The following is a 22,928-nucleotide window of genomic DNA, read 5'->3' as shown; positions in this document are numbered from 1 at the left end:
TGAGCGTTACGCCCGCGGCTTCTCGCGCATCTCGAAGGTCTCGATCACGTCGCCGATCTGCGGCGAACCGTAGCCCTGGAGCGTCAGACCACACTCGAAGCCCTCGCGGACCTCGGTGGCGTCGTCCTTGAACCGCTTCAGCGAGCTGATCGTGACGTTGTCCGCCACGACAGTGCCCTCGCGGATGATCCGGGCCTTGGCGTTGCGCTTGATCAGGCCCGACCGGACGATACAACCGGCGATGAGACCGATCTTGGACGAGCGGAAGACCTCGCGGATCTCCGCCGTGCCCTGCTCGACCTCTTCGTACTCCGGCTTGAGCAGACCCTTGAGCTCCGCCTCGATCTCCTCGATGGCCTGGTAGATCACGCTGTAGTAGCGGATCTCCACGCCGGCGCGGTCGGCCATCTCCTTGACCTTGTTGGAGGCCCGGACATTGAAGCCGATGATCGTGGCGACCTGGTCCGACGAGGCCGACGCCAGGTTGACGTCGCTCTCGGTGATCGCACCGACGCCGCGGTGGATGACCTTGAGCTGCACCTCTTCGGGGATCTCGATCTTGAACAGCGCGTCCTCGAGAGCCTCGACCGAACCCGAGCCGTCACCCTTGATGACGAGCGTGAGAGTGGCCCGCTCGCCTTCCTTGATGTCGCGCATCATCTCGTCGATCGACTTCGGACGCGTCGAGTTCGCGAAGGTCGCCGCACGGCGGCGAGCCTGCCGCTGCTCGGCGATCTGCCGCACGGTGCGGTCGTCCTCGGCGGCGAGGAACGTGTCACCCGCACTCGGCACCGAGGTGAGACCGAGCACCAGGACCGGACGGGCCGGGCCCGCCTCGGTGACCTGCTTGCCGTTCTCGTCGAGCATGGCGCGGACGCGGCCGTGCGCGCCACCCGCCACGATCGAGTCGCCGGCCCGCAGCGTGCCCTTCTGCACCAGGACGGTCGCGACGGCGCCGCGGCCCTTGTCCAGGTGGGCCTCGACCGCGACACCCTGAGCGGGGCCGTCGATCGGGGCGGTCAGCTCGAGCGCCGCGTCGGCGGTCAGCAGGACGGCCTCGAGGAGGTCCTCGATGCCGATGCCGGGCTTGGCGGCCACGTTCACGAACATCGTGTCGCCCTGGTAGTCCTCGGCGAGCAAGCCGTAGTCGGCGAGCTGCTGGCGGACCTTCTCCGGGTTGGCGTCCGGCTTGTCGACCTTGTTCACCGCGACCACGATCGGCACCTCGGCGGCCTTGGCGTGGTTGAGCGCCTCGACCGTCTGCGGCATCACGCCGTCGTCAGCCGCCACCACCAGGATGACGATGTCGGTCACCTGGGCACCACGAGCACGCATGGCGGTGAACGCCTCGTGACCCGGGGTGTCGATGAAGGTGATCGCACGCTCTTCACCCTGGTGCGGGACCACGACCTGGTAGGCACCGATGTGCTGGGTGATGCCACCCGCCTCACCGGCGACCACGTTGGTCTTGCGGATCGCGTCCAGGAGCTTCGTCTTACCGTGGTCGACGTGACCCATGACGGTCACCACCGGCGGCCGGGTGACCAGCCGGTCCTCCGCCACCTCGGCGTCGAGGTCGATGTTGAACTGCGCGAGCAGCTCACGGTCCTCGTCCTCGGGGCTGACGATCACGACGTTGAAGCCGAGGTGCTCACCGAGCAGCAACAGCGTGTCGTCGGAGACCGACTGGGTAGCGGTCACCATCTCACCCAGGTTGAACATCTCCTGGACGAGCGAGCCCGGGTTGGCGTTGATCTTGTCGGCGAAGTCGGAGAGCGACGCGCCGCGGGAGAGCCGGATGTCCTGGCCGTTACCGCGGGGCGCGCCCGAGCTCATCTGCGGAGCCGACAGGTTGTCGAACTCTTGACGACGCTGCTTCTTCGACTTGCGGCCACGGGTCGGCCGGCCGCCGGGACGCCCGAAGGCACCCGCCGCGCCACCGCCACGACCACGGCCACCGCCACCACCCGGACGTCCGGGAGCGCCGGCGCCGACCGGGCCGCCGCCACCGCCACCGGGACCGCCGGGACGGAAGCCACCGCCGCCGCCACCGCCGCCACCGGGACGGAAGCCACCGCCGCCGCCACCGCCGCCACCGGGACGGAAGCCGCCACCGGCGCCGCCACCGCCACCGCGGTAACCGCCGCCGCCGCCACCGCCGGGGCCACCACGACCCGCGCCGGGACCACCGGGACGGCCTGCGCCGCCACCACCGGGACCGCCACCGGGACGACCCGGACGCTGCGCCGGCATGGACGCCGGGCTGGGCCGGGGCGGCATCGAGGCAGGGCTCGGCCGCGGCGGCATGCCCGGCTGGTTGGGACGCGGCATCGAGGCCGGCGAGGGCCGCTGACCAGCGGCGTTGCCGGAGACACCGAACGGGTTGTTGCCCGGGCCGCGCGCCGGCGGACGGGGACCGCCACCGGCCGGGCCGGGACGCGGGCCACCACCGGGGGCACCCGGGTTGTTACGGCCGGCCGCGGGCGAACCCGGACGCGGCGGAACCATGCCGGGACCCGGACGCGGGCCGGAGCCACGCTGTCCACCGTCGGCCGGCGGCTGCTGCTGCCGGCGCTCGGCGTCCCGGGCGGTACGCGCGGCCTGAGCAGCCTGTGCCGCCTTGACGGCGGCCTCCTGCTCGGCCTTCAACGCCGAGGCGCGGGCCTCTGCGGCCGCCACCTCGATGTCGTGCGCGCTGGCCGGCTTGGCGACCGGACCGGGCGTCGGGCCCGGACGGCCGGGAGCCGGCTTCGGCCGGGCGAACTGCCCGGGCGAGGGAGCCGGCGAAGTCGGGGCGGCGCTGGGCGCACCACCCTGCGGCGGGCCGGGACGACGGGGCGGCTGAGGCCGGCCCATCGGCGGGCCCGGGCGCGGGGCCGCGGGGGCACCCGGCGCGCTGGACGCGGAGGGACTGGGCGCCGGAGCGGAGGGCGCCGACGATGCGGCGGATCCACCGGTCTCGAAGGCGCCACGAAGCCGCCGGGCCACCGGGGCCTCGACGGTGCTGGACGCGGACTTAACGAACTCGCCCATGTCCTTCAACTTGGCGAGAACGGTCTTGCTATCGACCCCGAGCTCTTTGGCGAGCTCGTGAACGCGGGCCTTGCCTGGCACTGCACTCCTCACTTCGAGGTCGTGCGAGCAGTACCCGCACCGACCTCACTCGTGCACTAGAAGCCTGGTCATTTCAGGGACTTCATCGTGTGCTCATCTGAGTCGTCCTACCTTGCTGGGTCGTGACGAGACGCTGACGCCTCGTCATCGGTGGGTCCGTGCGGCACGGAGACCGAACGGATGTGCTCGGCAAGCAACTCGGTGTCAGCAACACCGGTGAGACGTAGCGCACGCCCGAAGGCGCGACGCCGCTCTGCCTGCGCGAAGCAGGCCGGGTCGGGATGCAAATGCGCTCCCCGGCCCGACAGTCGGCGGTTCGGATCGGGCAAGAGCCGGAGATCAACCCCGGATCCAGCCGCGACGAACCGCAGCAATGATGCGGCCGGCGCGCGATTACGACAGCCGACGCAGGTTCGCGTCGGGCCGACCGAGTCCAAGTCTACCCCTCGATCGCGGCGGACGCGTATCCGGTCAGTTCCCCGCCTCGGCCGCATCACGGTCCGAGACCCCGGCAGGCTCGTTGTCCGGCCGGATGTCGATGCGCCATCCGGTCAGCCGGGCGGCCAGCCGGGCGTTCTGTCCTTCCCGGCCGATGGCCAGGGAAAGCTGGAAGTCCGGCACCGTCACCCGGGCCGTCCGGGTGGCCGCGTCGACCACCTCGACCCGCAGCGCCTTGGCCGGCGACAGCGCGTTGCCGACGAACTGTGCCGGATCCTCCGACCAGTCGATGATGTCGATTTTTTCGCCGTTCAGCTCGCTCATCACGGCCCGGACCCGCTGGCCCATCGGCCCGATGCACGCGCCCTTGGCGTTCACGCCGGAGACCGTGGATCGCACCGCGATCTTGGTGCGGTGGCCGGCCTCCCGGGCGATCGCGGCGATCTCGACGGTTCCGTCGGCGATCTCCGGCACCTCCAGGGCGAACAGCTTCTTCACCAGCGCCGGGTGCGACCGGGACAGGGTGATCTGCGGACCGCGGAAACCCTTCGCCACGTGCACCACGATGCAGCGGATCCGGGACCCGTGCTGGTACGGGCTCTCGCCGGGCACCTGCTCGGACTGCGGCAGCACCGCTTCGAGCTTGCCCAGGTCGACGATCACGATGCCTTTCTCGGCACGGGCCGCGTCGGCCTGCACCACACCGGTGACCAGGTCGCCGTCGCGTCCCGCGTACTCACCGAAGTGCTGCTCGTCGGTCGCCTCCCGGAGGCGCTGCAGGATGACCTGTTTCGCGGTCATCGCAGCGATCCGGCCGAAGTCGTGCGGAGTGTCGTCCCACTCGCGCACCACCGTGCCGTCCGGGTCCAGCTCCTGAGCCAGCACGGAGGCCACCCCGCTCTTGCGGTCGATCTCCACCCGGGCGTGGCTCTCCGCCCCGTCGGTGTGCCGGTACGCGGTGAGCAGCGCGGTCTCGATGGCCGCCAGAATCGTGTCGAACGGGATCTCCCGCTCGCGCTCCAGGGCGCGCAGCGCCGCGAGGTCGATGTTCATTCCTCGCCCTCCCCTTCGTCTTCTTCGTCGTCGTCTTCATCGGCATCGCCGAAATCGGCTTCGTCCATGCGCTTGAACTCGATCTGGACCTTGCCGGCCCCGAGCTCGGCCCACGCCAGTTCGCGGGTCGCGCCGTCGACGTCCAGCGTCACGCCGGTGTCGCCGGTGGCGACCACCCGGCCGACCAGGCCGTTCACCGCGACCAGGCGGCCGGTGTTGCGGCGCCAGTGGCGCGGCTCGGTCAGCGGCCGGTCCACACCGGGCGAGCCGACCTCGAGCTGGTACTCCCCGGCGAGCAGCTCGCCGCCGGACTCCTCCGCCGCGTCGAGCGTGTCGGAGATCGCCCGGGACACGACCGCCACGTCGTCCAGGCTGATCCCGCCGTCGGTGTCCACCAGCACGCGCACCACGTGCCGGCGACCGGCGCGGGACACGTTCACGTCCTCCAGGTCGTAACCGGCGGCGGTGACCACCGGCTCGATCACCTCACGGACACGGGCACGGGCCGCTGTCAGATCGACGCGGGGAACGGATGGGGTGCGGGGCTCGGCATCCGGCCGGGTACGGCTGCTGCCGGGGCGCCCACCGGGCCGGGCCCCGGCGCGACCACGCTGCGTCATCGGGCTCGACCTCTCGTTAGCTTTGCGCTGGAACGACTATATGCCGCCGGGCAGCATTCGGCCCCGCGGCTGACGCTGAGCGTAACCCGCCCGCGTCCCGGGCGGAGCGCCGCCGCACCGATTCCATCCCATCCGCAGGTCAGCGGCCCGTGCCCGACGCCGTACGGGGGATGGTGTTGACTGGCGCGGTGCGGATGAGCGATTCGGGACACACACGCCGACGGATACTGACCGCGACCGGCGCGATCGTGGCAGCCACCACGCTGGCCGGCTGTGGCCTCTTCGACGACGAGCCGGAACCCGCGCCGGCCCCGGACCCGCTGCAGCCGGTCCTGGACGAGGCGCTGGCCCTGGCCTCAGCCTACGACCGGGCGATCCAGGCGCAGGCCGATCTGAGCGAACGGCTGACCCCGCTCGCCGCGGACCACCGGGCGCACGCCGCCGAGCTCGCCACGCTGATCGGCGCGGCACTGCCGTCCGGGGCCGCCGCCGCGCCGCCGGCCGCCGCGCCGGCCGCGCCGTCCCTGGCCCAGCTGCGCGAGTCCGAGCTGGCGGCCCAGAAGACCGCCACGGCCGCCTGTCTGGCCGCGCCCGCGGAACGCGCCGCACTCGTCGGTTCGATCGCCGCCTGCCGGGCCACCCACGCGAGCGCGCTGCGCTGAAGGGACTCCTCATGAAAGAGCAACTCACCGCCGCGCTCGCCGCCGAGGAAGCCGCGATCTACGCCTACGGCCTGATCGGCGTCCACCTCACCCAGGAGAGCGAGGTGAAGGGCGCCCGCGACAGCGAGCAGGTGCACCGGCAGCGCCGGGACTACCTGGTCGGCCAGCTCGCCAACCTGAAGGCGAGCGCCGCGCCCGCGCCCGCCGGATACCAGCTGCCGTTCGCTGTCACCAACCGCCGCAGCGCGCTCAAGCTGGCCGTCCACGTCGAGGACGGGGTGACGCAGGCCTGGCGAGCGGTGCTGCCGGTCACCCAGAACGCCCAGCGCGCAGCGGCGTTGTCGGCTATGACCGACTCGGCACTTCGTGCGACATCGTGGCGCAAGGAATCCGGCACCAACCCCCTCACCATGGCGTTTCCGGGACGTCCCAGCTGACAGAATGGCGGGGTGATCGGCGAGCTCGACACCACATCGGTCCGCGGGGCGCTCGCGATCCGTCTGCGTGACGTCATCCAGCACCGATGGGCCGCCGAGGTGCAGGCCATCGGGGTCCGCGGCTCGGTCGCGCACGGCGACGACGGCGACTCCAGCGACGTGAACCTGATCGTCGTCACCTATCGGCCGCGGACCGGGCCGAAACCCACCCGCCGCAGGGTCGACGGCGTCCCGGTCGAGCTGACCGTGGTCACCGCCGAGGACGGCCTTGGCCAGGCACGGCTGCTCACCGCCCGCTGGCCCCTGCTCGCCGACGGCTTCCTCACCACGCTGCCGCTCTTCGACCCGGACGACTGGTTCATCGATCAGCGCGACGCCCACCAGACCCTGCTCTCCGAGGCCCGCCCGGTCGAGTTCACCCGCCTCGCGCGGGACAACTGGGCGCTCGCCAGCAACGCGCACGCCCGCGCGCTGCGTCTCACCGAGTGGTACGAGACGGACACCGCGCTGGTCCTGATGGCCGAGGCACGCATCCACGCCGCGATGGTCACCGGCCTGCTGACCCGCACCCACTTCCGCAACCACGCCGACGCCGTGAAACGCACCGGCGTGGCGATGGCCGACATGCAGGAACTGGACGCGATCCTGAAATACCAGGCGGAGGAGCTGACCGCCCGAGGCCGCCCGGTCGACGGGACGCTGGGCGAGCTCTTCGACTGACCAGGGCACCGGGCGAGCCGGCCGGGCCGGGCACCCCGGTCAGGATCAGCGGCCGGGTCACGGCAAGGTGAGGATCTCGTAGCCGTCCTCGGTCACGACCAGGGTGTGCTCGAACTGGGCCGTCCACTTGCGGTCTTTCGTGACGACCGTCCAGCCGTCCTTCCAGATCTCGTACTCATGGGTGCCGAGGGTGATCATCGGCTCGATGGTGAAGGTCATGCCGACCTCCATCACGGTGTCCAGGCGCGGGTTGTCGTAGTGCGGCACGTAGAGCCCGGAGTGGAACGTCTCGCCGATGCCGTGGCCGGTGAAGTCGCGGACCACGCCGTAGCCGAAGCGGCGCGCATAGGCCTCGATGACCCGGCCGATCGCGTTGATCGGGCGGCCCGGCGCGACCGCGCGGATGCCGCGCATCATCGCTTCCTCGGTGCGCTCCACGAGCAGCCGGGCCTCGTCGCTCACCTCGCCCACGCAGAACGTGGCGTCGGTGTCGCCGTGCACGCCGTCCAGGTACGCCGTGACGTCGACGTTGATGATGTCGCCGTCCTCGATCACCGTCGAGTCCGGGATGCCGTGGCAGATCACCTCGTTGAGGGAGGTGCAGCAGGATTTCGGGAAGCCCTTGTAGCCCAGGGTCGACGGGTACGCCCCGTGGTCGAGGATGAACTCGTGCACCACCCGGTCGATCTCGTCGGTGGTGACGCCGGGCTTGCAGTGCTCGCCGGCGAGCCGGGTGGCCTGCGCCGCGATCCGGCCGGCGACCCGCATCTTCTCGATCGTCTCCGGCGTCTGCACATGGGATCCGCGCCACTCGCGGGGCTTCTTCTTCCCCACGTACTCAGGGCGGACGATCTGTGCCGGGACCGGTCGCCACGGCGACTGCTTCCCCGGCTGGAGGGGGGCACGTACGGACATGTTCACAGCCTATCCGCCGCCCCGCCCCGTCCTTGCCGCCCTCAGACCCCTGTGAAAACCTGGATCCCGTGGATCAAGACTTCTCGGTGATCGGCGTGGTCGAGGGCGACCACGTCACCGTCACGGTGACCGGCGAGGTCGACATGGCGACGGCCGACGCGATGCTCGACGCCGCGACGCCGGGTGCGGCAGCCGCCACCGTGGACCTGCGTGCTGTCACGTTCTTCGACTCGGCGGCCATCCACGCCCTGATCCGGATCGCCGACCACTACCAGGACGCGCTGGTGGTCCTGCCGTCGTCCCGGGTGCTGCGGGTGCTGGAGATCTCCGGGCTGGCCGACCAGCCGTGGCTCAAGCAGGACTCAGCGGACGCCGGAGAGTGACAGCGGTTCCCTCCGGGGAACGATGCACGGAGAGTTCGGTCAGCGCCCCGATCAGCGCGAGCCCCCGCCCGCGGAAACCGGGTTCGGTGGCCGGCCGCCAGCGACCGGTGTCGCGGATCGTCACCAGCACCGCGTCACCGGTCAGCGAGGCCTCCACCACGATCACCGGTTCGGCCGGGTCGAGCGGGTGCTCGATCGCGTTGGCCGCCGCCTCGGAGACCGCCACCACCAGGTCGAACGCGTCGTTCTCCGGCACCGCGTGCGCGGCCAGGAAGTCCTCAAGCCGGCGGCGCAGCACGGTGAGCCGGTCCGGTTCGGCGGGCAGCCGCAGGACGAACTCGCGGTGTTCGGTCGCTTCCAGCGCGATCAGCGCGATGTCGTCCCGGCGGGCGTGCTGGGACGCCTTGCCGAGCAGGACGTCGAGCAGGTCCTCGACATGCTCGGTGGGCTGGGCCGCGTCCACGGTGAGGTCCGCCAGCCCGCTGTCGATGCCCTGGTGACGGTCCTCGACCAGGCCGTCGGTGTAGAGCAGGAGCCGGCTGCCGGGCGTCAGCTGATGTTCCCGGGTCGGGTAGGTCACGCTGCCCAGGGCGCCGATCGGCGGTCCCATCGCCGCGACGTAGAGGAAATCGCCGGTCTTGCCGCCCGACACCACGATCGGTGACGGATGCCCGGCCGAGGAGAACCGCAATCTGCGGGTACGGGGGTCGAACGCCACACAGATCACGGTGGCGAACTGACGACGGCCGAGGGTGTCCACGAGCCGGTTCAGCCGGGTCAGCGCGGCGCCGCAGTCGAACCCCTCGAGAACGTACGCCCGGAGCGCGTTGCGCAGCTGACCCATGCCGGCCGCCGCCTGCACGCCCTTGCCGACCACGTCGCCGATGACCAGGAACAGCTCGCCGTCCGGGGCGGCGATCACGTCGTACCAGTCGCCGCCGACACGGGCCTCGCTGCTGCCCGGCACGTACCGGCTCGCCACGATCGCGCCCGGCACCCGCGGCAGCGACTGCGGCAGCAGGCTGTGCTGCAGCGTGCTGGCGATCCGGTGCTCGGTCTCGTAGAGCCGGGCGTTCGCCAGCCGCAGCCCGATCAGCCGGGCCAGCTGGATGAGCACCGCCGGTTCGGCGGGTCCGCCCGCGCCGTCCCAGACCCGCAGTTCACCCAGCGGGGGCCCGGCGGCGTCCGGGAGCGGCAGCACCACGTCGGGCTCGGCGGCCGGCGCGGCGCCTCCGTCCTGCTCGGCCCGGGCGTCCGGCGCGGTCACCACCACCCGGCCGGCCGAGGTCATCGCGAGCACGTACCGGGCCGCGACGTCGAGCACCTCGGCGGTGGTCGGCACCGCGTTCAGCGCCGCCGCCACGTCGACCAGCCCGCGCAGCCGGGAGACGTGCTCGCGCAGGACGGCGGTGTCGTCGGTGAGCGGGGCCCGGCCGGACCGGTCCCGCAGCGCCCCGGCGATCTGGGCCGCCGCCGCGTCGAAGAAGTCCCGGTACTCGTCGTCCAGGGCGAGGAAACGGCTGCGCCCGAGGACGAGGGCGCCCCCGGCGACCGGCAGCACCAGCGCGTCGCCGGCCGCGGACGGCGGCGGGTCGGTCACCTCGGCCAGCGGCACCCGGCCGGGAAGCCCGCTGTCGATCACCGCACGGATCGCCGGGTGCGGTTCCGGCTCGTCCAGCCGCAGCGCGGCGAACGGCACGTCGTCCGGGTTGCCGGTGAGCGCCGTGACCGCCTCGGCGGCGAGTGTGCGCTGGTCCGGCGCGCCGGCCAGCCGCCGGCTCAGGGCGCCGAGGGTACGGCTGCGCCGCTCGCCCAGCACCCGCCGGGTGGTGTCCGTGACGACGCACAGCACCCCGCACGGCTCGCCCCGATGGTCGCGGATCGGGTCGTAGGAGATGTCGGAGTACGTCATCTCCGGGAACCCGTAGCGCTCGGACAGGAACGGGTGGTCGGGCGCGTAGAACGCCCGGTCGCTCGCGATCACCCCGTCGAGCAGCCGGCGCCGCACGTCCCAGCTCTCCGGCCACACCTCGGCGGCCGGTCGCCCCAGGCTGCCGGGGTGCTTGTCGCCGAGGGTCATCAGGTACGCGTCGTTGTAGAGCGTCGCGTACCGCGGCCCCCAGCAGATCATCATCTGTGCCCGGGAGGCGAGCATCGTGACGACCGCGCCGACCAGCTCCTCGGGCCAGGCCGCCGGGTCGCCGGCCGGGGATCCGGACCAGTCCAGGGCGGCCATCCGCGCGCCCATCTCACCGCCGCGCTCGAAGGCGAGACGTAACCGGCTCGGCGGGCCACCCAACACAGACCTCCCCACATCTATGCCGGAATGATCGCACCCACCGATGCGGCCTGGGCAAGCGCGGTGAACGCCCGCAGATCCGAGGTGCGCTCCGGATGCCACTGCACGCCGAGGGCGAACGTCAGCCCCGGATGTTCCAGGATCTCCACCACCCGGTCGTCCGGGCACCAGCCCACCGGCACGAACTCACCCGGATCGGCGACCGCCTGATGGTGGAACGAGTTGACGGTCAGACAGCGGCCGAACAGCTGGTGCGCCCGGCTGTTCTCGTCGACGACCACGTCGTGCCGCCCGTAGTCGGAGGCCCCGGCGGCGAGCGGGTCGGTGCCCGCCGCGGCCCGGTGCCCCTCGTGCCCGACCAGGTCCGGCAGGTGCTGGTGCAGGGAGCCGCCGGTGGCGACCGCCATCACCTGCATGCCCCGGCAGACGCCCAGGACGGGCAGGTCGGCCTCGAGCGCGGCGCGCATCAGCATCAGTTCGGCGGCGTCCCGGACCGCGTCGACCTCGGTGGCCGGGTGCCGTTCGGCCTGCCAGGCGGCCGGATCGATGTCGCCGCCGCCGGTGAAGACGATGCCGTCGAGCGCTTCGAGCACGTCGACGCCGGGGTCGTCCGGGGTGATCAGCACGGCTCGGCCGCCGGTCGCGTGCACCGCTTTCACGTAGTTCATCGGCAGCATCGCGGCCATCTGCTCGTTACGCTGGTAGTGGATGTGCTGGGCGTACGAGGTGAGCCCGATCAGCGGTCTGCGCATGCGGTGCTGTTCTCCTTCATCCCGACTCGTGCCGCGTCCACCAATGAGCCGAACAGGCGCTGGTCCCGGCGGTATTCCGGATGCCATTGAACGCCGAGGACGAATCGCCTGTCCGGGTGTTCCACCGACTCGGGCAGACCGTCGTCCGCCCAGCCGGTCACGGTCAGCGTTCCCGGGTCGGCGACACCCTGGTGATGGAAGCAGTGGATCGTCCGGTCCTCGCCCATCAGGCTCGCGATCCGGCTGCCCGGGGCGAACGCCGCCTCGTGCTCGCCGTACACCCCCGGGCCCGGCCGGTGCCGCTCGTGGCCGAGGACGTCCGGCAGGTGCTGGTGCAGCGAGCCGCCGGCCGCCACGGTGAGCAGCTGCATCCCCCGGCAGACACCCAGGATCGGCAGGTCGGCGTCGAGCGCGGCGCGCAGCAGCACCAGCTCACCGGCGTCGCGGCCGGGCCGGACCTCGGTGAGCGGCTCGCAGGCGGCGCCGTACAGGGCCGGGTCGACGTCCGGCCCGCCGGCCAGCACCAGCCCGTCGAGCGCGCGGAGGACCCCGGCGTCCCGGTCGTCCGGCGGCAGCACCACGGCCCGGCCACCGGCGAGCGTGACGGCCTCGACGTAGTCGTGCGGCACGAGGGTGGAGGGCAGGCTCTGCCAGACGCCCCAGGTGGCCGGAACCACATAGGACGTTATGCCGATGATCGGACGCATCGCACCACCGTAGTCACAGGCGCGCGGCGCCGGAGAACCGGCGCCGCGTCACGGGCCCATCTGTCCCACCTACACGGGGATCGACCCGTGCGGGCGGGGATTCGACCCCTCACACCTCGTTGAACTGGGCGTTTGAGGATTGAATCCCCACCGTGGCCGGTCGCGAAACATCACAGCGGAGTGACATACGCTCCGGTGATCCCGCCGTCCACCACGAACTGGGACGCGGTCATGAAGGACGCGTCGTCACTCGCCAGGAACGCGACGGCTGCCGCGATCTCCTCCGGTTCCGCGAAACGGCCCATCGGTACGTGCACGAGGCGGCGGGCGGCACGTTCCGGGTCCTTCGCGAAGAGGTCCATCAGCAGCGGGGTGGCGACCGGTCCGGGGCAGAGCGCGTTGATCCGGATGCCCTCGCGGGCGAACTGGACGCCCAGCTCACGTGTCATCGCCAGCACGCCGCCCTTGCTGGCGGTGTAGGCGATCTGCGAGGTGGCGGCGCCGAGCAGCGCCACGAACGACGCGGTGTTGATGATCGAGCCCTTGCCCTGCCGCCGCATGTGCGGGATCGCGTACTTGCAGCAGAAGAAGACGCTCGTCGTGTTGACCTTGAGGACGCGCTCCCACGCGTCCAGCCCGGTGACCAGGATCGAGTCGTCGTCGGGCGGCGAGATGCCGGCGTTGTTGAACGCGATGTCGACCCGGCCGTGGCGCTCCACGACGCCGTCGAAGAGCGCCTTGACCTGCTCCTCGTCGCTCACGTCGCAGGCGACGAACTCGCCGCCGACCTCGTCCGCCACTGATTTGCCGGATTCTTCGGAGATGTCGACCGCGATGACGCGTGCGCCTTCGGCGGCGAACCGCCGGGCCGTCGCCAGTCCGATACCACTGCCGGCGCCCGTGATCACGGCGACCCGGTCCTGTAGACGCTCCACTGTCACTCTCCCATAGCCAGGAACACGTTCTTCACATCGGTGAACGACAACAGGGCGTCCGGGCCCAGCTCACGGCCCAGACCGGACTGCTTCATCCCGCCGAACGGCGTCCAGTACCGCACCGACGAATTGCTGTTCACGCTCAGCGCGCCGGTCTCCACGGCTCGCGACATCCGCAGCGCCCGGCCCACATCCCGGGTCCAGATCGAGCCGGAGAGGCCGTACTCGGTGTCGTTGGCGAGCCGCACCGCCTCGGCCTCGTCGCGGAACGGCAGCACGCTCACGACCGGGCCGAAGATCTCCTCGCGCCAGTGCCTGTCGGTCACGCCGCCGGCCAGCAGGACAGTGGGCGGGAACCACCAGCCGTCGCCGTCCGGAGCACTGCCGCGGAAGGCCACGTCCGCGCCGTCCAGATAGGAGGAGACCGTCTCCCGCTGACCGGAAGAGATCAGCGGGCCCATTTCCGACATTTCGCTGGACGGGTCCAATACTCGGAATTGCTGGACGGCGGGCTCCAGCAACGACAGGAACTTGTCGAAGACCGAGGACTCGACGAGCAGCCGCGAGCGGGCACAACAGTCCTGGCCGGCGTTGTCGAAGACCGCCCCGGGAGCGGCCGCGGCGGCGGCTTCGAGATCGGCGTCCGCGAAGATGATGTTGGAACTCTTGCCACCGAGCTCCAGCGTCACGCGTTTCACCTGCTCGGCGCAGCCCGCCATGATTGACTTACCGACCTCGGTCGATCCGGTGAAGCACACCTTGCGGACCGCCGGGTGCGTGACGAACCGCTGACCCACCACGCTGCCCTTGCCCGGCAGCACCTGGAAGACGTCCTCCGGCAGGCCGGCCTCAAGAGCCAGCTCGCCGAGCCGGATCGCGGTGAGCGGGGTCAGCTCGGCGGGCTTGAGCACCACGGTGTTCCCGGCGGCGAGCGCCGGCGCGAACCCCCAGCCCGCGATCGGCATCGGGAAGTTCCACGGCACGATGATCCCGACCACGCCGAGCGGCTCGTGGAACGTCACGTCGATGCCGCCGGCGACCGGGATCTGCCGTCCGGAGAGCCGCTCCGGCGCGCCCGCGTAGTAGTTCAGGACGTCCCGGACGTTGCCCGCCTCCCAGCACGCGTTGCCGATCGTGTGCCCCGCGTTGCGTACCTCCAGCAGCGCGAGCTCTTCGATGTGCTCGTCCACCACCGCCGCGAAGCGGCGCAGCAGCCGCGCCCGATCACCGGGCGCGAGATCACGCCAGGCCGGGAACGCTCTCTGCGCACCCGCTATCGCCGCGTCGGTCGCGGTCAGATCCAGCGAGGGTACGGTCGTGAGCACCGCCCCCGTCGACGGGTTGATCACCTCTGTCACGCGTTGATCATCCCTTCAGAGACGCTCGAAACCACGGCGCAACTCCCAGTCGGTGACCGCGGCGTCGTAGGCGGCCAGTTCCACCCTCGCCATGTTCGCGTAATGGGCGACGACATCACTGCCGAACGCCGATCCGGCGATTCCGCTCTCGGCCCACAGCGAAGCCGCTTCCCGGAGCGTCCCCGGCACTCGCGTCGCGTCCGCGTCGTGATAGGCGTTCCCGACGAACTCGTCCTCGAGCGACAGCTCGTTCTCGATGCCGTGCAGCGCGCCGGCGACAAGCGCCGCGATCGCCAGGTACGGGTTGACGTCCCCGCCCGGCACCCGGTTCTCCACCCGCATCCCCTGCCCGTGCCCGGCGATCCGCAGCGCACAGGTCCGGTTGTCGACGCCCCACCGCAGCGCGGTCGGCGCGAACGACCCCGGCTGGTACCGCTTGTACGAGTTGATGTTCGGCGCGAAGAGCAGGCTGAACTCCCGCATCGTGGCGAGCAGCCCGGCCAGCACCCGCTGCCCGGTCACGCTCAGGTGCGCCGGGCCGTCCCCGAGCATCGCGGACCGCCCGTCCTCGCCACGTAGCGAGAAGTGGATGTGGCAGGAGTTGCCCTCCCGCTCGTTCGGCTTCGCCATGAAGGTGAGCGCCATGCCCTCCTGCGCGGCGATCTCCTTGGCCCCGTTCTTGTAGATCACGTGCCCGTCGGCGGCGGCCAGCGCGTCCGCGTACCGGAACGCGATCTCGTGCTGACCGAAGTTGCACTCCCCCTTGGCGCTCTCCGGGACCAGGCCCGCGCCGTACATCTCGTTGCGGATCCGGCGCAGCAGCGGCTCCACCCGGGCGGTGCCGAGCAGGGAGTAGTCCACGTTGTACTGGTTCGCCGGGGTCAGGTCTCGATAGTTCTTCGAGAACGCGTCCTCGTAACTGTCCCGGTAGAGGACGAACTCGAGCTCGGTGCCCGCGAACGCGGTCAGCCCGTGCGCCGCCAGCCGATCCAGCTGGCGGCGCAGGATCTGCCGGGGCGACGCTGCGACCGGCTGCCCCGCCGTGTCGAACAGGTCGGCGAGCACCAGCGCGGTGCCGGGCTGCCACGGGACGCGGCGCAGCGTGCCGAAATCCGGCCGCATCACGAAGTCGCCGTAGCCGGTGGACCAGGAGGACATCTCGTACCCGTCGACAGTGTTCATGTCCACGTCGACGGCGAGCAGGTAGTTGCACCCCTCACTGCCGCCGGACACCACCTCGTCCATGAAGTAGCGCCCGTGCAGGCGTTTGCCCTGCAATCGTCCCTGCATGTCGGTCAACGCCAGCAGCACCGTGTCGATGCTGCCGTTGCCGACCGAGACGTCGAGCTCCTCGAGATCCATGTCCGTCATCCCATCAGTCGATCTGCTCGCCCTGGTGCGCTTTCTCGATCAGGTTCTGCTTCGGCCCGGTGAACCACTTGCGGGCACTCGCGAACCACCAGATCGCGGCCGCACCGAGAACCACGGCCACCGCCACGATCGTGTAGTTGAAGTTCGACGCGCTGATCGGGCTCGCTGTCGGCAGCACGAAGAGCACGCAGATGACACCTACCCAGACGATCGCGATCCAGCCGATCGGAGCGCTCCACTTTCCAAGATTCCAGGGGCCGGCCTCGAACTCCGCGCCGAGACGGCGGCGCAGCAGAACCGGTCCGACGTACGCGATGTAGAGGCCGATCACCGCGATCGAGGTGGCCGCCAGGTAGGCCGTCGTGTTCCAGAGCGACGGGAGCACCAGCAGGATCGAGAGGCTGACGCAGAGCCAGATCGAGTTGGTCGGTGTGCCGGTGCGCGCGTTGACCTTCTTCCAGATCCGGGAACCGGGGATGGCGTCGTCGCGGGCGAAGGCGTACGACATCCGGGAGTTCGCGGTGACCGAGGCCATGCCGCAGAACCACTGCGCCACCATGCAGATGAACAGCAGGAACGTGCCGAGGTCGTGACCCGCCGCGTCGATGAAGATCTGCGCGGGCGGCAGGCCGAGGTCGCTGGTCCGCGCGCCCTCGTAGTCCTGGATGGACCAGGTGATCGCGAAGAGCAGCACGAAGCCGGCGATGACCGAGACCACCACGGACAGCACGATGCCCCGCGGCGCGGCCCGGGCGGCGTCGTGCGTCTCCTCCGCCACGTGCGCCGAGGCGTCGTAGCCGGTGTAGGTGTACTGCGCCATCAGCAGACCGATGAGCACGGCGTAGACGCCTGCCCCGGCGAACGTGAAGCCGGTGGCGTTCTGCACCTCGAAGAACACCTCGGAGACCGGCTTGTGCTGGTCCGGCACGATCGCCAGGATGCCGACGATGACCGCCACACCGACCAGGTGCCACCAGGCGCTCACGTCGGAGAGCACCCGCACCAGGTTCACGCCGAACGTGTTCAGCAGGCCGTGCACCACGATGATGGCCAGGAAGATCAGGAACGTCCGGCCGGTGGTCACCTCCATGTCGAAGGTGAGGCTGAGGAACGCCGAGGTGGTGATCGCCGCGCCGAAGTCGATGGCCGCTGTCACAGCGACCTCGCCGAGGAAGTTGAACCAGCCGATGAACCAGGCCCACGCGGCCTTGTTCCGCTTGGCGAGCGCGGCGGCCCACCAGTAGAGGGCGCCGGCGGTCGGATAGGCCGAGCAGACCTCGGCCATCGCCAGCGCCACGAAGGTGACCATGATGCCGACGAAGAGCCAGCCCAGCGTGATGGCGATCGGGCCACCGGCGGTCATGGCGATCCCGTACGAGGTGATCGCACCGGCCAGAATGGAAATGATCGAGAAGGAGACGGCGAAGTTGGAGAAGCCCGAGAGCCGGCGGTGCAGCTCCTGCTTGTAACCGAGTTGTGCGAGTCGTTCCTCGTCGGAGGTGGGGGCGATGCTTGGATCAGCGCTCATCTGAGTGCTCCCTTGCCCGGTGTGACCTGGACCACGCGTTGCCGTGATGATCTCGCCGTCGTGTTACGGGCGTCAATGACAAGGGTTAATTGATCGCTTCCCGCTGTGCCATTGACCGCTTGCCGCTGTGCCATTGATCGCTTCCCGCTGTGCCGGAGCGCTCCACAAGGGGCGGCGGCGCGGGGCGGGCGCTCGCGCGTGGGGGGCGCGCCGAAGAGAGAGGTGACCGCGCCCCGCGCCGCCGCGAAGGGGCCGTCCGAGCGGCCCGGGCTTGCCCGTCAAGGCTCGCATCGCCCGCCGTCGCGGGGCAACGCGATTACCCCGGAAGACATCGACCGACTATCGCATCGCCGCAGCTCAGACAGACCTTTCCCGAAAAAATCTACAGCGGCGAGTCTAGAAATCCGGCTCGGAGAGGATTACATTCGGGTGGTCGGTCACGGCCGACGGAGCCGGTCGAAAGGCCGGTGAGCAACTGGCACTGTCGCTGAGTTGGAGAAGGAGGACGAGATACCGCAGCAACGCGTAATCACAACGTCCCCGGCCCGACAAGAGGTGATCGCAGCCGATGCCCATCACTCCGGCCGACCGCTAGCGGCACGCAGCAGGTCGACCACATGCGCCGACAATGATCGGCACAAGAATTGAAAAGCCAGGGCCCCGGTTACCCGCCGGGGCCCTGGACCCCGTCCGAGAGCCCGGAAGAGAGCGCATGACCTCGCCGAGCGATGAACCGGCGTTCACCATGGGCCGGGCCGCCGAGCTGATCGGCGTGACCCCGGCCTTTCTGCGCAGCCTGGACGAGACCGGGCTGATCGAGGCGGGACGCTCCTCCGGGGGCCACCGCCGGTACTCCCGGCATCAACTCGACCTCGCGGCCCGCGTGCGCCAGCTGCTGGACGAGGGTTTCCCGCTCGCCGCCGCCTGCCGGATAGTCACCCTCGAGGACCGGCTCGCGGCCGCGCACCGGCGGATCGCCGAGCTCGGTGGCACGCTACGGCCGGACGAGGACGCCGGCATCCCCACCCAGACCCGGCGACGCCACCGCCTGACCCCCTCGGTTAACTAACAGCGCCATCCATGCGATGGTCACCCCATGTTCTCGTGGAACATCGAAGAGTGGCGTCGCCCCGGCCCGACCCTCGCGCAGCGCCGGACCGACCTCTGGATCGGCATCGGCGTCGCGGCGGTCGCCGTGCTCAACCTGTTCCTCTCCCGCAGTGTCGGCATGCTGCACACCGAGGACGCGCCGGCCCGCGCCGAGCAGATCGCCTGGGCGGTCGCCACCACGCTGCCGCTGGCCTGGCGGCGGCGCCGGCCGGACGCGGTCGCGCTGATCATGTCGGCGCTCTTCATCGGCGGCCAGGTCCGCGGCGCCCAGGAGCAGCAGGTCACCACGTACGCGCTGTACGCCGCGATCTACACGCTCGGCGCGTGGGGACCGGTCCGGCAGCGGGCCCGGACGATCCGGCTCGGCATCATCGCGGCGATGTTCGGCTGGCTCACCGTCGCCTTCGTGACGCAGTGGGACGAGATCGTCGGCGAGTCGTTCGAGGGCGCCTCCGGCGAGCTGCCGGTGCTCTGGTCGCTGGTCTTCAACAACTACTTCGTCAACATCATCTTCTTCGGCTCGGTCTACCTGGTCGGCGACGCCGCCTGGCAGGCCGCGCGCCGGCTCAACACGGTCGAGTCGCAGGCCGCCGCGCTGCGCGACGCGCAGGCCGCCGAGGCCGAGCGCGCGGTGATCGGCGAGCGGGTGCGGATCGCCCGGGAGCTGCACGACGTGGTCGCCCACCACGTGTCGGTGATGGGCATCCAGGCGTCGGCGTGCCGGCGGGCGCTGGACAAGGATCCGGCGCGGGCACGGACCGCGCTCACCGCGATCGAGGAGGGCGCCCGGACCGCGGTGGACGAGCTGCGCCGGATGCTCGGCGCGCTGCGCGCCTCGGGCGCCACCGCCGAGGCTGCCACCAGCGGCGTCGACCGGATCCCGCAGATCGCGGAGAGCGCGCGGGAGGCCGGCCTGACCGTCCACTCCGCCGTCTTCGGGGACCCGGTGCCGCTGCCGGACTCGGTGTCGCAGACCGCGTACCGGATCGTGCAGGAGGCGGTCACCAACGCGTTGAAGCACGCGCACGCCCGCACGCTCGACATCCGGGTCCGCTACCTGAGCGGCCTGGTGGAGGTGGATGTGACCGACGACGGCCGGGGCACATCCGATAAATCAGAAAAATCCGGGGGAATGGGAATCATCGGCATGCGGGAACGCGTCGCGGTGCACGACGGAGAGCTGGAGAACGGCCCGCGGCCGGGCGGCGGATACCGCGTCCGGGCTCGGCTGCCCTACGCTCCCGCGCTGAGCATGGCAGGAGACCCCCAGTGACGATCAGGGTCCTGCTGGCGGACGACCACGCGCTGGTCCGCACCGGCTTCCGGGTCATCCTGGAGATGGAGGACGACATCACGGTCGTCGGCGAGGCGTCGGACGGCGCGCAGGCCACCGACCTGGCGCTGAGCCTGCGCCCGGACGTGGTGCTGATGGACGTCGAGATGCCCGGCGTTGACGGCCTGGAGGCGACCCGCCGGATCGCCGCGGCCGGCGGCCCGTCGGTGCTGATCCTCACCACGTTCGACCGTGACGACTACCTGTTCGCCGCGCTGCAGGCCGGCGCCAGCGGGTTCCTGCTGAAGAACGGCACGCCGGAGGCGCTGACCGAGGCGGTACGCGTGATCGCCGCAGGTGACGCGCTGCTCGCCCCGGCCGTGACCCGCCGGGTGATCGCCGGGTTCACCGCGCCCCGGCAGCGCACGCCCGAGCCGGCGGTCCGCCTCGACGAGCTGACCCCGCGCGAGCACGAGGTGCTGGTGCTGCTCGCCGGCGGCGCCACCAACGCCGAGATCGCGACCGGGCTGCGCCTCGGTGAGACCACCGTGAAGACGCACGTGAGCCGGGTGCTGATGAAGCTCGGCGCGCGGGATCGGACACAGGCCGTGGTGCTGGCGTACGAGCTCGGGGTGGTGCGTCCTTCGCACGGATGACGTTCGCGCGCCGGACGACAGCGCCCCCGGTGGCCCCTAGCGTTTACCGCATGACCACCGTCCTCAACGTCGATGCCGTCAACCGGTCCTTCGGCGACCGGCAGGTCCTCAAGGACGTGTCCTTCGCCGTGGACGCCGGCCGCCTGACCGGCTTCGTCGGCGCGAACGGCGCCGGCAAGACCACCACGATGCGGATCATCCTGGGCGTTCTCGGCGCCGAGTCCGGGACGACCACCTGGCGCGGCGCCCCGATCACCCGTGAGGTGCGGCAGCGCTTCGGCTACATGCCGGAGGAGCGCGGCCTCTACCCCAAGATGTCCGTCGCCGAACAGATCGTCTATCTGGGCCGGCTGCACGGGATGAGCGCGGCCGACGCGAAGTCCCGTACCGCCGCGCTGCTGGACCGGCTGGAGCTCGGGCCACGCGCCGGGGACCTGGTGGAGAAGCTGTCGCTCGGCAACCAGCAGCGGGTGCAGATCGCCGCCGCCCTGGTGCACGACCCCGAGCTGCTCGTCCTCGACGAGCCGTTCTCCGGCCTCGACCCGCTCGCCTCCGACACCGTCGTCGCGGTGCTGCGCGAGCGGGCCGCGGCCGGCACCGGTGTGCTCTTCTCCAGCCACCAGCTGGACCTGGTGGAGCGGCTCTGCGACGACCTGGTGATCATCGCGGACGGCACGATCCGAGCCGCCGGCAGCCGCGCCTACCTGCGGGAGCAGTACGCCCTGCCGCGCTACTCGATCGAGGTGGGCGCCGACGCGGGCTGGCTGCGCGACGTGCCCGGCGTGACGCTGGTCGAGCTGGACGGGCCGCGTGCCGTCGTCGACCTGACACCGGAGATCGACGACCAGCAGATCCTCCGCGCCGCCCTGGACCGGGGGCCGGTGCACGCGTTCGGCCCGGTCCGCCCCTCCCTCGCCGAGATCTTCCGAGAGGTGATCCGATGACCACGTTCGAGGCCACCCGGCTCGTGGCCGGCCGCGAGCTCCGGACCAAGCTGCGCGACAAGGCGTTCCTCTACAGCACCGCGTTCTTCCTGGTCATCGTGATCGGCTCGATCGTGCTGCCGGCCATCATCAGCGGCGGGCCGGACAAGGTCGCGGTCGCCGAGCCGGCCGCCGCCGCCCCGCTGCGCCAGGCCGAGTTCGAGGTCGTCGAGGTCCCGGACACGGCCGCCGCCGAGAAGCTGCTGCGGGACGGCGAGGTGGAGGCCGCGGTGGTGCCCGGCCCCGAGGTGCTCGCCATGGAGGAGCCGCCGAGCGACGTGGTGCAGGCGCTCAGCGCGGCTCCGCCGGTACGCCTGCTCGACCCGGGCGACCTCGACCCGTTCCTGCTGTTCCTGATCCCGTCGATCCTCGCGATGCTCTTCTTCATCACGTCGTACACGTACGGCCTGCAGATCGCGACGAGCGTGGTCGAGGAGAAGCAGACCCGGATCGTCGAGATCCTGGTGTCCAGCGTCCCGGTCCGGGCGCTGCTGGCCGGCAAGGTGGCGGCCATGACGCTGCTCGCGTTCGGTCAGATCGCCCTGCTCGCGGTCGTCGCGTTCGTCGGCATGACGGTGACCGATGTGGACACCGGCGTGGTGAACGCGGTCGGCCCCGCGCTCGGCTGGTTCCTGCCGTTCTTCGTCCTCGGCTTCTTGATGCTGGCGACGATCTGGGCCGGGGTGGGCGCGCTCGCCTCCCGGCAGGAGGATCTCACCAGCACGTCGTCGCCGGTGCAGCTCGCGGTGCTGATCCCGTTCTTCGCGGTGCTCTTCCTGCAGGACAACGCGGAGGCGCAGCGCCTGCTGTCGTACATCCCGTTCTCGTCGCCGATCGCCATGCCGATCCGGATGTTCAACGGTGACGCGGCGGCGTGGGAACCGGTGGTGTCGCTGCTGATCCTGGCGGTCACCGCGGCGCTGCTGCTGGTCGTGGGCGCCCGCGTCTACCGGGGTTCGCTGATGCGGACCCGGCAGAAGACCTCGCTGGCAGCGGCGTGGAAGAACGCCTGATCAGGCGACCCGGCGGACGATAGCGAGCAGCGACTCCTCCACGTCGGCGATGTCGCGGTCGGGCTGGAACACCAGCCAGTCCACCGCGACCACCAGCCCGACCCCGAAGAGCGCCGCCGACGCCACCCGCACGTCCAGCTCGGCGGGCAGGTCACCGGAGTCGACGCCGGACCGCACGGTCTCGGCGATCACCCCGATGGCCTGCTCGCGGAGCAGGATCAGGGTCTGCTGCCACTCCCGGTTGGTCCGCCACATCTCGGAGAGCAGCAGCTGGGCGAAGGCCCGGTACCGCCGGATGTACTCCAGCTCGGCACGGATCAGGGCGCGGACCGCGTCCCGGGCCGGCAGCCCGTCGACAGCGGCCCGGAACTCGTCGGTGAGCAGCCCGACGCCGTGCCGGAGCAGCTCCTCGAAGAGCTCGGTCTTCGACTTGAAGTTGTAGTAGACGGTCCCCTTGGCGACGCCGGCGCGCAGCGCGATGTCGTCCACCGTGGTCGCCGAGAAACCCTGCTCCGCGATGAGCTCCACGGCTGCCTCGAAGAGTCGCTGGCGGGTGTCCTCCCGCCGTCGGCTCCGTCCGTCTGGTCGCACGCCCACGACC

The 22,928-nt window shown here is 71.0% G+C and carries 22 protein-coding genes; 9 read left to right on the top strand and 13 right to left on the bottom strand.

The window, feature by feature from the left end:
* Window positions 1-6: 6 nt before the first annotated feature.
* The 4 genes from infB to rimP form a co-directional block, all read right to left on the bottom strand.
* Window positions 7-3,114, bottom strand: coding sequence for a translation initiation factor IF-2 (infB, locus tag AB0F72_RS25345; protein WP_360435741.1), 3,108 nt, complete (start codon window positions 3,112-3,114; stop codon window positions 7-9).
* A gap of 107 nt (window positions 3,115-3,221) precedes the next feature.
* Window positions 3,222-3,551 carry a YlxR family protein gene (locus AB0F72_RS25340; RefSeq protein ID WP_360435739.1) on the bottom strand — a complete coding sequence of 110 codons (330 nt, stop codon included), beginning with the start codon at window positions 3,549-3,551 and terminating at the stop codon, window positions 3,222-3,224.
* Between the two features lie 34 nt (window positions 3,552-3,585).
* Window positions 3,586-4,605 (bottom strand): transcription termination factor NusA, encoded by a 1,020-nt coding sequence (gene nusA / locus AB0F72_RS25335; protein ID WP_360435737.1) that lies wholly within the window; start codon window positions 4,603-4,605, stop codon window positions 3,586-3,588.
* Complete coding sequence (gene rimP / locus AB0F72_RS25330; RefSeq protein ID WP_360435735.1) at window positions 4,602-5,225, bottom strand: ribosome maturation factor RimP; 624 nt, start codon at window positions 5,223-5,225, stop codon at window positions 4,602-4,604. The genes nusA and rimP overlap by 4 nt, the downstream gene beginning before the upstream one ends.
* A gap of 170 nt (window positions 5,226-5,395) precedes the next feature.
* Between rimP and AB0F72_RS25325 the strand changes: the two genes are divergently transcribed.
* Genes AB0F72_RS25325 through AB0F72_RS25315 form a run of 3 tightly spaced genes read left to right on the top strand, consistent with a single transcriptional unit; the run spans window position 5,396 to window position 7,044 of the window.
* Complete coding sequence (locus tag AB0F72_RS25325) at window positions 5,396-5,887, top strand: hypothetical protein (RefSeq protein ID WP_360435858.1); 492 nt, start codon at window positions 5,396-5,398, stop codon at window positions 5,885-5,887.
* 11 nt (window positions 5,888-5,898) lie between these two features.
* On the top strand, window positions 5,899-6,324 hold the full coding sequence (locus AB0F72_RS25320; protein WP_360435733.1) for a ferritin-like domain-containing protein: 426 nt from the start codon (window positions 5,899-5,901) through the stop codon (window positions 6,322-6,324).
* A 12-nt stretch (window positions 6,325-6,336) separates the two neighbouring features.
* Window positions 6,337-7,044, top strand: coding sequence for a nucleotidyltransferase domain-containing protein (locus tag AB0F72_RS25315; RefSeq protein ID WP_360435731.1), 708 nt, complete (start codon window positions 6,337-6,339; stop codon window positions 7,042-7,044).
* Window positions 7,045-7,101: 57 nt separating this feature from the next.
* On the opposite strand, the gene map is transcribed toward AB0F72_RS25315, so the two are convergent.
* The gene (gene map, locus AB0F72_RS25310) at window positions 7,102-7,959 is read right to left on the bottom strand and encodes a type I methionyl aminopeptidase (RefSeq protein WP_360435729.1); all 858 of its coding nucleotides are present in this window, start codon (window positions 7,957-7,959) and stop codon (window positions 7,102-7,104) included.
* A 68-nt stretch (window positions 7,960-8,027) separates the two neighbouring features.
* Between map and AB0F72_RS25305 the strand changes: the two genes are divergently transcribed.
* Window positions 8,028-8,342, top strand: coding sequence for an STAS domain-containing protein (locus AB0F72_RS25305; RefSeq protein WP_360435727.1), 315 nt, complete (start codon window positions 8,028-8,030; stop codon window positions 8,340-8,342).
* Here AB0F72_RS25305 and AB0F72_RS25300 read toward each other — a convergent pair.
* From AB0F72_RS25300 to AB0F72_RS25270, 7 genes are all read right to left on the bottom strand, one after another.
* Window positions 8,311-10,644 (bottom strand): SpoIIE family protein phosphatase, encoded by a 2,334-nt coding sequence (locus tag AB0F72_RS25300; RefSeq protein ID WP_360435725.1) that lies wholly within the window; start codon window positions 10,642-10,644, stop codon window positions 8,311-8,313. The two genes, AB0F72_RS25305 and AB0F72_RS25300, sit on opposite strands and share 32 nt — an antisense overlap.
* A 14-nt stretch (window positions 10,645-10,658) precedes the next feature.
* Window positions 10,659-11,393, bottom strand: a complete 735-nt coding sequence (locus AB0F72_RS25295; RefSeq protein ID WP_360435723.1) for a gamma-glutamyl-gamma-aminobutyrate hydrolase family protein — start codon at window positions 11,391-11,393, stop codon at window positions 10,659-10,661.
* Window positions 11,378-12,100 (bottom strand): gamma-glutamyl-gamma-aminobutyrate hydrolase family protein, encoded by a 723-nt coding sequence (locus tag AB0F72_RS25290; protein WP_360435721.1) that lies wholly within the window; start codon window positions 12,098-12,100, stop codon window positions 11,378-11,380. Before AB0F72_RS25290 ends, AB0F72_RS25295 begins: the two co-directional genes overlap by 16 nt.
* Before the next feature lie 170 nt (window positions 12,101-12,270).
* Entirely contained in the window at window positions 12,271-13,035 is a 765-nt protein-coding gene (locus tag AB0F72_RS25285) for a 3-oxoacyl-ACP reductase (protein ID WP_360435719.1), read from the bottom strand.
* A 2-nt stretch (window positions 13,036-13,037) separates the two neighbouring features.
* A complete protein-coding gene (locus AB0F72_RS25280) occupies window positions 13,038-14,393 on the bottom strand; it encodes an aldehyde dehydrogenase family protein (protein WP_360435717.1) in 1,356 nt (451 codons plus the stop codon).
* A gap of 15 nt (window positions 14,394-14,408) precedes the next feature.
* Complete coding sequence (locus AB0F72_RS25275) at window positions 14,409-15,755, bottom strand: glutamine synthetase family protein (RefSeq protein WP_360435715.1); 1,347 nt, start codon at window positions 15,753-15,755, stop codon at window positions 14,409-14,411.
* Window positions 15,756-15,768: 13 nt separating this feature from the next.
* The gene (locus AB0F72_RS25270) at window positions 15,769-17,292 is read right to left on the bottom strand and encodes an amino acid permease (protein ID WP_360435713.1); all 1,524 of its coding nucleotides are present in this window, start codon (window positions 17,290-17,292) and stop codon (window positions 15,769-15,771) included.
* Between the two features lie 712 nt (window positions 17,293-18,004).
* Here AB0F72_RS25270 and AB0F72_RS25265 point away from each other — a divergent pair.
* Genes AB0F72_RS25265 through AB0F72_RS25245 form a run of 5 tightly spaced genes read left to right on the top strand, consistent with a single transcriptional unit; the run spans window position 18,005 to window position 22,327 of the window.
* Window positions 18,005-18,361 carry a MerR family transcriptional regulator gene (locus tag AB0F72_RS25265; protein WP_360435711.1) on the top strand — a complete coding sequence of 119 codons (357 nt, stop codon included), beginning with the start codon at window positions 18,005-18,007 and terminating at the stop codon, window positions 18,359-18,361.
* 27 nt (window positions 18,362-18,388) lie between these two features.
* Window positions 18,389-19,675 carry a sensor histidine kinase gene (locus AB0F72_RS25260; protein ID WP_360435709.1) on the top strand — a complete coding sequence of 429 codons (1,287 nt, stop codon included), beginning with the start codon at window positions 18,389-18,391 and terminating at the stop codon, window positions 19,673-19,675.
* Window positions 19,672-20,331, top strand: a complete 660-nt coding sequence (locus AB0F72_RS25255; protein ID WP_360435707.1) for a response regulator transcription factor — start codon at window positions 19,672-19,674, stop codon at window positions 20,329-20,331. Before AB0F72_RS25260 ends, AB0F72_RS25255 begins: the two co-directional genes overlap by 4 nt.
* Window positions 20,332-20,381: 50 nt before the next feature.
* A complete protein-coding gene (locus tag AB0F72_RS25250) occupies window positions 20,382-21,275 on the top strand; it encodes an ATP-binding cassette domain-containing protein (protein ID WP_360435705.1) in 894 nt (297 codons plus the stop codon).
* Complete coding sequence (locus tag AB0F72_RS25245; protein ID WP_360435703.1) at window positions 21,272-22,327, top strand: ABC transporter permease; 1,056 nt, start codon at window positions 21,272-21,274, stop codon at window positions 22,325-22,327. The genes AB0F72_RS25250 and AB0F72_RS25245 overlap by 4 nt, the downstream gene beginning before the upstream one ends.
* Here the strand turns inward: AB0F72_RS25245 and AB0F72_RS25240 are convergent, their stop codons facing one another.
* Entirely contained in the window at window positions 22,328-22,924 is a 597-nt protein-coding gene (locus tag AB0F72_RS25240) for a TetR family transcriptional regulator (protein WP_360435701.1), read from the bottom strand.
* Window positions 22,925-22,928: the final 4 nt, after the last annotated feature.

The organism is Actinoplanes sp. NPDC023936, from assembly GCF_040639325.1.
Taxonomy (GTDB): Bacteria; Actinomycetota; Actinomycetes; order Mycobacteriales; family Micromonosporaceae; genus Actinoplanes.
The sequence above is the reverse complement of the archived record's forward strand: the minus strand, read 5'-3'. Positions and strand labels throughout refer to the sequence as shown.